Origin of the sequence: Segatella hominis (genome assembly GCF_004535825.1) — a bacterium.
Lineage (GTDB): Bacteria > Bacteroidota > Bacteroidia > Bacteroidales > Bacteroidaceae > Prevotella > Prevotella hominis.
Genome location: NZ_SGVY01000021.1, coordinates 51128 through 64326 on the forward strand (window position 1 = coordinate 51128; position 13199 = coordinate 64326).

At 44.2% G+C, this 13199-nt stretch carries 8 protein-coding genes; 2 read left to right on the forward strand and 6 right to left on the reverse strand.

Annotated elements, in window-relative coordinates:
- Window positions 1-21 precede the first annotated feature (21 nt).
- Window positions 22-1377 (reverse strand): Na(+)-translocating NADH-quinone reductase subunit A, encoded by a 1356-nt coding sequence (locus EXN75_RS09205; protein ID WP_134843576.1) that lies wholly within the window; start codon window positions 1375-1377, stop codon window positions 22-24.
- A 499-nt stretch (window positions 1378-1876) separates the two neighbouring features.
- Here EXN75_RS09205 and EXN75_RS09210 point away from each other — a divergent pair, with 499 nt between their 5' ends.
- Entirely contained in the window at window positions 1877-6109 is a 4233-nt protein-coding gene (locus EXN75_RS09210; protein WP_246031344.1) for a translocation/assembly module TamB domain-containing protein, read from the forward strand.
- 847 nt (window positions 6110-6956) lie between these two features.
- Here the strand turns inward: EXN75_RS09210 and EXN75_RS09215 are convergent.
- Window positions 6957-7964, reverse strand: a complete 1008-nt coding sequence (locus EXN75_RS09215; protein WP_134843578.1) for a hypothetical protein — start codon at window positions 7962-7964, stop codon at window positions 6957-6959.
- Window positions 7965-8319: 355 nt separating this feature from the next.
- Here EXN75_RS09215 and EXN75_RS09220 point away from each other — a divergent pair, with 355 nt between their 5' ends.
- Entirely contained in the window at window positions 8320-8661 is a 342-nt protein-coding gene (locus EXN75_RS09220) for a sugar 3,4-ketoisomerase (RefSeq protein ID WP_134843579.1), read from the forward strand.
- 36 nt (window positions 8662-8697) lie between these two features.
- Here EXN75_RS09220 and EXN75_RS09225 read toward each other — a convergent pair whose 3' ends face one another.
- The 4 genes from EXN75_RS09225 to EXN75_RS09240 form a co-directional block, all read right to left on the reverse strand.
- Entirely contained in the window at window positions 8698-9354 is a 657-nt protein-coding gene (locus tag EXN75_RS09225) for a hypothetical protein (RefSeq protein ID WP_134843580.1), read from the reverse strand.
- Window positions 9335-10147 (reverse strand): metallophosphoesterase family protein, encoded by an 813-nt coding sequence (locus tag EXN75_RS09230; protein WP_134843581.1) that lies wholly within the window; start codon window positions 10145-10147, stop codon window positions 9335-9337. The genes EXN75_RS09225 and EXN75_RS09230 overlap by 20 nt, the downstream gene beginning before the upstream one ends.
- A gap of 549 nt (window positions 10148-10696) precedes the next feature.
- Entirely contained in the window at window positions 10697-11386 is a 690-nt protein-coding gene (locus tag EXN75_RS09235) for a tetratricopeptide repeat protein (RefSeq protein WP_187349081.1), read from the reverse strand.
- Window positions 11387-11388: 2 nt separating this feature from the next.
- A complete protein-coding gene (locus EXN75_RS09240) occupies window positions 11389-12987 on the reverse strand; it encodes an ATP-binding protein (protein ID WP_134843583.1) in 1599 nt (532 codons plus the stop codon).
- Window positions 12988-13199: the final 212 nt, after the last annotated feature.

Sequence of the window (13199 nt, forward strand, 5' to 3'; positions counted from 1 at the left end):
TTTATTTATTCATTATTGGAATTAAGCATTCTCCTTACGCAAGGTATTCAAACCGTCACGTACAATCTTCTGGAGTTCGAGCTTGGAACTATCTACAAACTCAGCTACAGCAAAGTCTTCTGGGCTCACCTCGTAGATACCGAGTTGCTCCTGCTTGTCGATATCGCCTGTGATGATGGCCTTGATGAGATACTCACCATAGATGTCCATTGGCAATACAGAGTCGTACTCGCCGCTCATGATCATGTGGCGCTCACCACCCTTCACACGTGCATCCAGCGCATATTCCTTCTTCTTGCCGAAAAGCCATGAGAAATAGCTGCGGGATGTAGAGAACTGATCGGTGCGTGGAAGTATCCAGCCCAGCATCTCATCCTTGTCGTCACCCTCTGGAATAGCGGTGATCTCTGAGGTGTGTCCACCTACATAAGAGGCAAGTGATGCTTGAGTACCTGTCAGAGGATTGCCATTGATAACTCGCACGTGCTCAGTAGTTTTCAACTGGTCGGCTACAAAAGCACTCAAAGGGGTACCTACCAATACTTCAGCATAACCTGGAGTCTTGATTTCGCTACCGGCTACTGCTACCCTCTTGCTGAGATCCACCTTACCAGTAAGGAAGAGGCGACCGAAGAAGATAACGGCTGCAGGATCTACTGTCCATACCACCTCACCCTTGTTGACTGGGTCGATATGGTTGACCTGTACACCCACATTACCAGCAGGACAAGGACCATCGAAGATGTTCAATTCTACCTCCTTACTTGCCATCAATGCTACATTTGGCTGATTGATACCTGCACCGAGGTAAGTCTTGGCGATCTTGCTCAATGCGGTAAGACCTGTCTTGAATGCCTGCTCGTTGCCGAGAAGTTCCACCTCAAAGTCGGCTGCCAACGGCATATCACGAAGTGTGGAAACAAAAATTGCCTTAGGCGTTGTGTCTGGAGTTGTTGACACAGCGTAAGGCAACTGGTTGATGTATCCGAAAAGTCCCGCCTCAAGCAGAGCCTGCTTGACAGCGTCGCCATCCATCTCATCCACAATCTTCTTACCGAAATCCGTTGAGGTCTGCTCAGCATCGGCCTTTACCTTGATGCAGAGTACCTTGCGGCGGTCACCCCTCTCTATGGCGGTCACAACACCACTCACAGGTGAGGCAAACTTCACCTCTGGGCATGCCTTATTGACAAATAAGGCATCACCGGCACTGACATGGTCACCCTCGCGCACTACTACCTTAGGAGTAACACCTACAAAAGCCTCAGGAACGAGTGCATACTCGTCAGTCTCTGACACTTGCAGCGCAACATCCTTGGAAGCCTTCCCCTTCAGGTTAATGTCCAAGCCTTTACGTAACTTAATTACATTTGCCATAACTACATATTAAATATTTATATAAACTGATTTTCGTTCTTATTACTTTCGTTGAAAACTATTTCTTTCATCTCCTACAGTTCTCACGAATTATCTTTCATACTGCATCTTCGCCAGTGAAGATAAATCTGCGTAAATCTGCGTAATCTGTGGGCTTTTTTCCCTTCGTCTCATTCCCGTTGACTCACAAGTCAAAATGTCGGCTAAACAGAGACTTTATACATTAAAAACTGCAAACATTGCTGCAAAATTAGCAAAAAAAAGTAAGAATGGAAAGAAAAAAGGGCGAATTATTCGGTATTGTAATAAAAAAGCAGTATTTTTGCCAAAAAAATTAATAAATATTCAGTGGCTCGAAAGATTTTGGCAAATACACTTTGCAAAATTCACTTCGATTCTGCCGCTAATCACATAAAATAGTAAAGCTCTGAAAAAGTTAAAACATATATTCAACGGCATCATCTGGACACTGGTAGGTGTCTATGTTCTGCTCACTGTATTGGTACACCTCTCTCCAGTACAGCACTTCTTGGGTTCTCAGGTTTCAAGTGTACTCGCCGATAAATTCGATACGAAAGTGACGGTGGGAAGCGTGAATTTAGGTTTCTTCAACCGTATCATCATTGATGACGTGATGATGTACGACCAGAAAGGCGACAGCATGATCTATGCGTCCAGAATTTCGGCAAAGGTCAGTTTGCTGCCTCTGCTCAACCATAAGATTTCCATCGCATCGGCACAGCTGTTCGGTCTGAAAGCCAACCTGTATCAGCAGACGGCACAGAGCAAGCACAACTTCCAGTTTGTGCTCGACTCATTGGCTTCCAAGGATACCACCAAGCATACGCCACTCGACCTGCACATAGGAAGTCTGATCATCCGACACGGTGCGGTGAAGTATGACAAGCGGTATATCGCTTCTCAACCCGGGGTCTTCTCACCTGCTCATATCAGCATCAGCGACCTCTCGACCCACATTATAGCCAATCACATCACTGATGACGCTATCAATCTGCATATCAAGAAATTAGCGTTCCGCGATAAATCAGGACTTCAACTGAATTCTCTCAGTTTTAAGTTGGTGGCGGACAAGCGTGAAGCTTCGCTGAAGGAGTTTGAACTGCAGTTGCCACATTCTGATATCACCTTAGGCGACATACATGCCACTTACCGATTTGATAACGGGAAGTTGGTGATGCCAAGTCTGCAATATTCGGGCAGTATCGAACAGTCGAAAATCACCCTGTCAGACATCGCCTGCCTGCTCCCTATCTTCCGTCATTTCGAGGATGCCGTATTCTTCGACACACAGTTTACAGGCACCTCTACCTCACTGAGATGTCAGAAGATTAACTTCAAGACGGGAAGCGGCAGCATCAATCTGCAGGCTAAAGGAAGAATCAGCGACTGGAACAGCCATCCGGCATGGGATGTGGATATCGCCAATCTCAACCTGACCGAAGGGGGCATCAGTTTCATCTCTCATAATTTAGGCAAGAAAATTAATGTTCCTAAAGAAGTGACCCGTCTCGGAGGCATCCACTATGTGGGCCATCTCAGCGGTCGTGGCGACAGACTCAGTTCGAAGGGAAGATTGGAAACGGGCGCTGGAAATGCTGACATCCAACTCTCCAAGAACGGCAAAAATATCCAGGCTAAAATAGCGACCAAGGGTATTGCCCTCGACCGCATCTTAGCCAACAAAACCTTCGGACAGGTGGCTACTACCATCGAGGTGAAAGGCAACAAGGACCATCTGGTGGCAAAAGGTGAAATCAGCCGTTTCGACTACAATAAATACAGTTTCCGCAATATCAGTCTGGACGGACAGTACAACCACGGAATCGTAAAGGGACTCGCCTCCATCGACGACCCGAACATCCGCGTGGACATTGAGGGAAACTATGCCATGAAGGGCAACAAGTATGCCATCAATACGCATATCGACCATCTGCAACCTTCCATTCTCGGAGTGAAGATGGCAGACAAGGACTACAGTCTCGACGATATCGACCTGAGCGCCAACAACCAGAGCAGCGACAGTTATCTCGATCTGGAAGCTCCTTTCATGAGCCTGCATGCAAGAGGACAATACAATCTCTCTACGTTAGTATCGAGCATACAGAACATGATAGCAGAAAAATTGCCCACACTGCCTGGCATCAAGAAGACGAAGGCGAAGGGTGACAACGACTTCACCCTGCAGGGCAACATCTATTCTACCGAGGTGCTCAACAAGATATTAGGCATTCCATTAGCTATCAGTTCGCCTATCCACATCAACGGAAACATATCGGAACAGAGCAATGAGTTGAACCTCTACCTCAGTGCCCCACTCTTCAGTTATAACGGCAAACCGTTCCACAACGGAAACGTGGAACTCACCACCCTGGACAATGCGCTCAACCTGGAAGCACGCATCACACAGGGTATGCCTTACGAGAAGGCTCCGGAAATCAAACTGAAAGCAGCGGCGGCAGACAATGTGCTCTCTACATTACTCAATTATAACAACCATTCATCCAAGCTGCCATTAAGCGGTTTGCTGAATGCTGATACCCGATTCTCAAAGAATGAACAGGGACAGTTGACCATACAGACCAGCGTGAAACCATCTAACCTGATGTTGGGAGATACGCAATGGGATGTGAAGGCATCTACCGTGGAATACCACAAAAACCACCTCACCGTGGATAATTTCGTAGTGAAACACGACAAGCAGCACGTCATCATCAATGGTATGGCTACTCCTAACAAGGAGGATTCCATCGTGGCTGACCTGAAGGACGTAGATGTGGCATACATCCTCAACCTCGTCAACTTCCACTCGGTGGATTTCACAGGAAAAGCGACAGGAAAGGCTGTCGTGAAGTCTATCTTCCAGAATCCGGATGCCTACGCCAAGTTGGACATCCAGGACTTCACCTTCGAGAACGGACCGATGGGCATTCTCCATGCCTTCGTAAACTTCAACAAGGAAGACGAACAGATAGACATCAGGGCTACTGCTGATGAAGGACCTGGACGACAGACCTACATCAACGGCTATGTATCTCCTAAGCGCAACTATATCGACCTCGGTATTGAGGCCGCCGGAACCAATATGAAATTCATGGAGAACTTCTGTGGCAGTTTCATGGATCATCTTGAGGCACAGGGTCACGGAAAGGTGAACGTAGTGGGTGACCTGAAGGAAATCAACCTCGTGGGCGACATAGAAATAAGCGGTAAGATGCACATGAAGCAGTTGGGCACCGAATATCACTTTGACAGACTCCGTGCTCATGCCATCCCTGACGACATCCTGCTGATAAACGATACCATCTACGACTGCAACAACAACATTGCCGTGGTAAACGGTGGCATCCATCATAAGCACCTCACCAAGTTGAGCTACGACCTCGACCTGAAGGCAAAGAACTTCTTGGGATATGACATCCGGGAATTTGGCGATAATACCTTCTACGGCACGGTATATGCTACGGGAGACGTGGGCATACACGGCAAGAGCGGTGAGACCGTCATCGACATCGATGCCGTACCGGAGCACGGTTCTATCTTCGTTTATAACGTGGCAAGTCCGGATGCCATCAGCGACAAGAGTTTCATCCACTGGAATGATGCTACACCTGAGTGGGAAAAGCCTTTCTCATTCACAAAGAACACAAAAAAGGATGATGACGACGACGATATGGAATCGGATATGCGCATCAACTTCCTGGTGAATACCAACCAGAACCTGACGCTCAAATTACTCATGGATCCACAGAGCGGTGACTACATCACGCTCAACGGAAACGGCGTAATCAGAGCCAACTATTTCAACAAGGGTTCGTTTGATATGTTTGGCAACTATTTGGTGGATCACGGTATTTATAAGTTGACCATCCAAAACATCATCAAGAAGGATTTCGAGTTCTTGCCGGGAGGAACCATCAACTTCGGTGGTAATCCATATAAGGCTGCACTCAACCTTCAGGCTAAATACGTGGTGAACGGAGTGCCGCTGAGCGATTTGAACATCGGTCGCTCCTTCTCCAGCAACAATATCCGAGTAGATTGTCTCATGAATATCAAGGGCACGCCAAATGCACCGAGCGTAGATTTCTCGATGGACCTGCCTACGGTAAACAGTGATGCGAAACAGATGATCTATTCGCTCATCAATTCGCAGGAGGAGATGAACCAGCAGGTGCTCTATCTGCTCGGTATCGGAAGATTCTATGCACAGACGAAGAACAATCAGGCTACTGAGGATGCTGCGCAACAGAGTCAGACTTCGCTTGCCATGCAGAGTCTTCTGAGCGGTACCATCTCACAGCAGATCAACACTGTTCTCTCCAGTCTGGTGAAAAGCAACGAATGGAATTTTGGTGCCAACATCTCTACGGGAGACGAGGGTTTCAGCAATGCGGAATATGAGGGTATTCTGAGCGGTCGCCTGTTCAACAACCGTCTGCTCTTCAACGGACAGTTCGGCTACAGGGATAATGCCAATGCCACCCAGAGTTTTATCGGTGACTTCGACCTGCGTTACCTCATCTTTCCGAATGGTAATCTCGCCGTGAGAATGTACAACCAGACCAACGACCGTTACTTCACCAAGAACAGTCTGAACACCCAGGGCTTCGGTCTTATCATGAAGAAGGACTTCAACGGACTGAAGGACCTGTTCGGAATCAAAAAGAAAAAGAAGAAGAACAAAAATAAGGGCAAGACTATAGGCAAATAAAAATCTGCGTATCTCTGTGAAATCTGTGGGACAAAAAACGTCCCAAGAAAAATCTGTGTATATCTGTGAAATCTGTGGGATAAAATTTTCATCGGATTTTCGCGGAACTTTGGCCGCTGGCCAATGGCTCACGCCCGATATGTGCTGCTATTATTTTTTGGTCACGCAGATTTCGCAGATGACGCAGATTTTTCTTCGTGGGAGGGTTTGGTCCCACAGATTTCACAGATTTACACAGATTTTTCTTCGTGGGATTATTTTTGTCCCACAGATTTCACAGATATACACAGATTTTTTATGGAATCTCTGGTGAATCGCTTTATCCGATCCCAGGGGGTATCTGCAACGACCGAACAGGTCGCCTCCGCGAAATTCCGTGAGTAATCGTCGCAGCAGGAAATATCCGAATAAATTCCGTGTCATCCGATGAAAAAAATCTGCGTCATCTGCGAAATCTGCGTGACAAAAAAACGTCTCAAGAAAAATCTGTGTATATCTGTGAAATCTGTGGGACTTTTTACACTCTCAGGGAATATCTTTTCTTCGTGGGATTATTTTTGTCCCACAGATTTCACAGATATACACAGATTTTTATGGAATCCCAAGTGAATCGCTTTGTCCGATCCCAGGGGGTATCTGCAACGACCGAACAGGTCGCATCTGCGAAATTCCGTGAGTAATCGCCGCAGCAGGAAATCTCCGAATAAATTCCGTGTCATCCGATGATGAAAAAAATCTGCGCCATCGGCGAAATCTGCGTGACTAAAAAACTCCGATGATGAAAAAATCTGTGTATATCTGTGAAATCTGTGGGACAAAAAAACAATTAAACGGGACCACAATGTTCCTATTTCGTCAGACCATCATCATCAAATGTCTTGTCATAACCAGACTTCAAGAGATCAGTATTTTCAAAGGTAAACTCGAAAGCACTACCAGAAGTAAACAGAGGACCCGTATAAGTAGTAACGTGATTCTGCTGGAGAATCACCTGATCAAAATGAAGTGCCTTAGCAACCTCATTATCAGTATTATATATTTTCAAATCAGCCTGAATAGTTTCCTTCTCAGATGCGAGAAAAACATAGATAGAAACAGACAAAGGCTTTCCTGATGTAGCTTTTGCAAGACTCCAATTTCTATTGTGCGTATTGCCACCAGCATCTACGACACCATAACCCGTAGTAGGATTGAATACCCGGCTAACATTTCCCACCAAAGAAGCTTCAATCTTGGAAAAACCAACAGGCAGATTATCGGAAGACTGGAATTTCAGAAGGGAAATAGCTCGCTCCAACTTACAATTGAAGGTGTTGCTGCCACTCTTCACCTCGATATCCTTGCAGACATAAGCCATATCGTCCAGTTTTTCATTTTCCGGAAAAGTAACCTTCTCTGCCGAAACGATATTCACTTCTCCTTTCACCTTGCTGGCAATAGCCACCATCTTGTACTTGCCAATAGGCAAACGCAAAGTAGCAGAACCGAAACCATCCTGAGTGGCATCAGCCTGATGGATATACTGAATTTTCTGACTGGAATTGACTGGAATAATGGCAATGTCGAGACGGGTAAATCTCTTTTTCCACGTAGTAGTCGTGTTATCATCAGCTCGGGTCTGGACATCACCCGTAAAGAGACTATCACCTGCCCGGGTAATAGATCCCCCATTTGCTTCCATCGCACCATTCGAAAGTTTTGCCTCTCCAAATTTCTCTACGGTCGAATCAAAGAAACTGAAACTAACACTGGAAGTTTCAACCTGTGAAGACTGCTGCAAAGCATCCTCACCTGAGCACGCGCACATACCTGTAAACGCAACGGCTACAAAAAGCCATTTCATCATTTTGTTCATAATTATAATTTTTTTTAAAAAAAGTCCGTTAGTTAACTACAGAGGAAAAATCCTAACGTAGTTTTCGCCATATCGATTGCAAATATAAAGAAATACCTCGAATCAGCCAAACTATTTTTAGAAAAAAAATATTTTTATTAAAAAAAACAAGTAAAGCCTTGGGGTTTTCAATTTAATTTATTATCTTTGCAAACGTTATCCTGAATACAATCTTTTTACCTTAAAGAAAACTAATACCTATTGAATGTAGATCGGCTGCCTGTGAAGGTAGCCGATCTTTAGTTTTATGATAGCATGTATTCTTTCATATAATAAATTAGAAAATTAGCCGTTATTATTAATAAAGAAAAAGATAATGGAAAAGAAAGAAGAAATCATACTGTTGCCCAAAATATTCGACCCAAGGGGTAGTCTGACTGTGACGGAAGAGATGAAAAACATCCCTTTCCATATCCATCGCGTGGAATATCTATATGGCATCTGCCAGGGTAAAGAATTGGAAAAATACACAGAAAAAGAAAGCTACAAGTTCTACGTAGCCCTCAGCGGCTCCTTTCGTATCACCATCCAGGAAGATGATGATACGAAAAGAGATTATATGCTTAATCGCCCTTATCAGGGACTGCTCATCCAGGGTGACACCCACTACTCCATTCACGATTTCTCCAACGGAGTGGTCTGTCTGGAAATAGAATAAAAATTAATTCCGCATCATCCGATGAAAATAGGAATATCAGAACAACTGGGCCTTGAGACCCAGCGACAATCCGAAGACATCCCAGAATTCCGCCTTTCCTCCATTGCGATATAAGCGCATGAAGTAAATGTCATTGGTGCCCAATTCATAGAAAAACGAAAAACTTTTGATGAACTTACGCTTATTCTTAGGAATTTCCTTGGAAAAACGCTCACCGATAAATATGTTCGGGCGAATACGGGTGGAAAAAGGATAATAGCCACTCTGATACTTTGTTGGCTGCTTCGTCCAGAAATCCTGTCCAATGACTGTATTGAAATACAATCCACACTCCAACGGTTCAAAGGACCAGCCCTTCTTGAGATTGATAGACCAAGGGATATAATTCTCCTTGAGCGTGATCGTCATTTTTGCGGAATGGGAACTGTATTTGGGAATATAGCCAAACAGCAACTGAGTCTCCCATTGTCCACGCTTGCCATAATCCCATCCTACTCCAACAGAGAAAAGCCCCATATTGCCACAAGTCTGTAATATCAACTGGGTAGGTATCAATGCCCCCCAATTCTGGCGATAATGATGAATACGCTTGTCATAACGGGTGGTATCAGGACTTTCAGCAAACAAGCCCGTATTGATCACGCACAACGCCACAACCATCAACATGATTCGTTTAGAATTTAATAATCTCATAGCTGTAGTCTTTTGGGGTTATCTTAAATATATAATACTCTCGCTTCGGCGTATTGCCTACCTCATAATACATGATGCCATTCTTGTAAATATCAGTCTGTTCCGTGTGATGCCCATGACCATACAGGCAAAACATCAGTTTCGGAAAGTTCTGGGTATAGTAATTAAATACCTTTGCCACATTATTATTAAACTGCTCTGTATAAGGAGCGGCATGCATGCATACAACGGTCCGGTCGAACTCATCAGCCCGACTGGTCACTTCTTCCTCCATGTAATCGAAATTAGGAACTGCCATAGAATAATCATATTCGATGGCATTGGTATTAAGACAGACAAACTTGACTCGTCCGGCGATAAAGCTGAAATCCGGATTTCCAAACATCTTCTCATAGGCCTGATTGCCCGTACCTAAGCAGTCGTGATTACCCAATAGTACGACAAAAGGCTTATTGAGTTTGAATAATTTATCACGAGTCCATTCAAACTCTCGCGTAGAACCGAAGTCTGTAATGTCACCCCCATGAATTACAAAATCGATACTGTCATGCTTGTTGATATCACCCACCAAATCAGACAAGTCGTTCAACCACTGATGCGAGTCGCTGATAAAAGCAAAACGGATGGTGTCTTGTGACTTAACGGCATTTTCTATCTTCGTGATCATCGTCGAATTAATCTGGGTCTGTCCTTTCACCCTCACATCATAAGGATGCACGTCAAACACCGAATCGCAACTCGAAAAAAGTACTAAAGAAAGTAATGCTGCTGATAGAAGATTCCTTCTTTTCATTCTTATCTATTTAATTTCTTACTTTATTATTTTATCAACTAAAACGATGCAAAGATACAAATAAAACTTGACTTTGCAAAAAAGTTTTTAATAAATTATGGCAAATGGAACAGAATTAGAGACAAATAAGAATATCTGTGTGGGATTTTTTGTCACGCAAATTTCGCAGATGACGCAGATTTTTATTCATCGGATGACACGGAATTTATTCGGAGGTTTCCTGCTGAAGCGATTACTCACGGATTTTCGCGGAGGCGACCTGTTCGGTCGTTGCAGATACCCCCTGAGGTTGTAAAAAGTCCCACAGATTTCACAGATATACACAGATTTTTCTTGGGACGTTTTTTTAGTCACGCAGATTTCGCAGATGACGCAGATTTTTTTTCATCATCGGACGACACGGATTTTCGCGGAGGCGACCTGTTCGGTCGTTGCAGATATCCCCCTGGGATTGGACAAAGCGATTCATTAGAGATTCCATAAAAAATCTGTGGAAATCTGTGAAATCTGTGGGACAAAAAAAACAACGAAAAAGGAGAACCAAAACAACTATTTCTTCTTGGTTCTCAAACGAATATAGAAATCACGCAACTGTCCTGGCGCTACGCCTAACTTTAAAAGTCGCTCCAAATCTGCGTATGCTTCCTGTTTCCTCCCCAACTTGACGAGCAAATCTACATGATTGATAAGATAATCCTGATTGGCGCTATCCCGAGCAATAGCCTGCGCATAATCATACTCCGCCAACTCCAACTGCCCCTTTTCCTTTTCCATACCGCCACGGGCTGCATAAGCGATGGCACTATCTGGGTACTGTTCTATCAGATTATTGATGCCATCATAAGCTTCCGTAAAATGCAAGTCTTTCTGATTGAGCAAAGCCAACCCCAACTGCGCTTGAAAATTACCAGGCACAAGAACCAGAAGATTCTGGTAGTCGAGCCGGGCAAAATTGTATCTGTTCAACTTCTCATTAACAAAGGCACGATAAAACAGTCCTGCTATGTTGGTACTATTTAAATACAAAACCTTATCCAGATCATCCTTCGCATAATTCCATTGTTCCAACTGGATATTCCATGCCGCTTTCTTCAATCGAAGATCAATACTGTCGGGATGGTAAGCAAGAATATCCGTGGCATGAGCCAAAGAATCTCGCAAAGCCTGATTGCTTTGCGCCAACACCGGCGAGGCACATGCACCCATTGCCAAATATATGATTACAGAAAGTTTCTTCATCGTTATTTTAATCTCTTTTCCTGCAAAAGTACAACATTTTTTTCTTCTTCTACCTTCCAATCCTTGATGGTATGCGTCTCCACATCAAAGTTGATACCCACCTTAACGATTGGCAGACCACAGAGGGCGAAACGCTTCGCATACTCCTTCAAGTCGATCTGTTTCATTGCCACATCTGCACTTTGGTTCAGTTTCAACTCAAAGAGGTAGAGATGGGTGGCGGTACGGAGCACCATATCGACACGTCCCTTTGGCGTGTGAACCTCCACATCCACGTAATTGTCGAGGATGGAGAAGATGACATACATCATCTGCTGATAATGCCCCTCATAATCCGTGTTGTCGCAATAAGGAATCGTGCCGAGATAAGCCTGGAGCATCTCAAGGGCTCCATCAATGTTGTTGCGACGGATGGCAGCCGACATTTTGGCGATGGTCGTGGTACCCTTCACCGTATTCATACCTATATAATAAGGTAAGAGACTACGATACAAGCCTACACGAATCTCCTTGTTCGGAATGTCCAAGAGATAGAGTTCCGTCTCTGGGTCATAGCCCTTAATGGTGATGTAGCCACTCTGATAAAGCAACGGCATAATGGTGGTCATCTTCTCTGTTGGAGCATCAAACTCCGACTTATCAGCCTCGCTGCCACCTATCTCAGATGGCATCACCTGGAACTTGTTGAGCATGTTGATCAAGTAAGTAGGTGTGCCAGAGGCAAACCAATAGTAATCTAATTTGCCTTTTGACATGGCATTGAGCAAGCTAAATGGATTAAATACGTCAGGCGAGACATCTGCAAAATGATAACCATCATAGTACTCTCGAAGAGCCGCAAGCGTCTCCTCTCTTGTCTTGCCCAACTTCTCACCCAAAGCATCAACATCCGCCGACATTTGGTTCACCACTTCTTCCTTGGTTATACCACAAATTCCCGCATACTCTTCATCCATGCTCACATTAGAGATATTGTTCAGTTCACTAAAGATGCTCATCTGCGAGAACTTGGTGATGCCCGTCAAGAAAACAAAGCGGAGATAAGGCTCGCACATTTTCAATGGACTATAGAAATTGCGCATAACGTTGCGAAGAACCTGCAAGGAAGTTTCTTCGTGTACTACATCCAACAAAGGAGCATCATACTCATCGATGAGCACGACAACTTGCTTGCCTGTCTTTCGATAAGCAGTCTGAATCAAATCGGTCAGACGATTATTTGCTCCATTCTGAGGTGTTGTAATACCATACGTAGCCTCTTTCTTAGCCAATTGATAGCCCAAATATTCTTCCAGCTCCTTCTTTTCCATATGCTTGCCACCCGACATATCAAAATGCAGCACAGGATATTCCGTCCACTCCTGCTCCAACTTTTCGATGGCAAGTCCTTTAAACAAATCCTTCTTACCCTCGAAATAGCTTTGAAAAGTTGAAGTCAATAATGACTTACCAAAACGGCGTGGTCGGCTCAAGAAGAAATAACATCCACCAGAATGCGTCATTCTGTAAATGTATTCCGTCTTATCAACATAGAGCTTATCTTCTTTTCGAATTCGCTCAAAAGTTTGGATTCCCACAGGGTATAATTTCAATGCAACCATCTTTAGAAATGTTTATCTATGTGATACTTTGGGACAAAAATACAAAAAAATAATCATAACTGCAAACAAATGCACCGATTTTTACCCTTAATTCCGCAACACTATAGTTTAACATTATTTATAAGTGCCTGAGCAACAAAAAGTTGCCCAGGATTTTGCCATGTCAGAATTTTCACTTACCTTAGTGTTGCGAAAAGAAGACAAGCAAAACT

Bases quoted from the DNA above. Each gene is read 5' to 3' on its own strand.
- EXN75_RS09205 (WP_134843576.1), bottom strand. From the start codon at position 1,377: ATGGCAAATGTAATTAAGTTACGTAAAGGCTTGGACATTAACCTGAAG.
- EXN75_RS09215 (WP_134843578.1), bottom strand. From the start codon at position 7,964: ATGAACAAAATGATGAAATGGCTTTTTGTAGCCGTTGCGTTTACAGGT.
- EXN75_RS09220 (WP_134843579.1), top strand. From the start codon at position 8,320: ATGGAAAAGAAAGAAGAAATCATACTGTTGCCCAAAATATTCGACCCA.
- EXN75_RS09225 (WP_134843580.1), bottom strand. From the start codon at position 9,354: ATGAGATTATTAAATTCTAAACGAATCATGTTGATGGTTGTGGCGTTG.
- EXN75_RS09230 (WP_134843581.1), bottom strand. From the start codon at position 10,147: ATGAAAAGAAGGAATCTTCTATCAGCAGCATTACTTTCTTTAGTACTT.
- EXN75_RS09235 (WP_187349081.1), bottom strand. From the start codon at position 11,386: ATGAAGAAACTTTCTGTAATCATATATTTGGCAATGGGTGCATGTGCC.
- EXN75_RS09240 (WP_134843583.1), bottom strand. From the start codon at position 12,987: ATGGTTGCATTGAAATTATACCCTGTGGGAATCCAAACTTTTGAGCGA.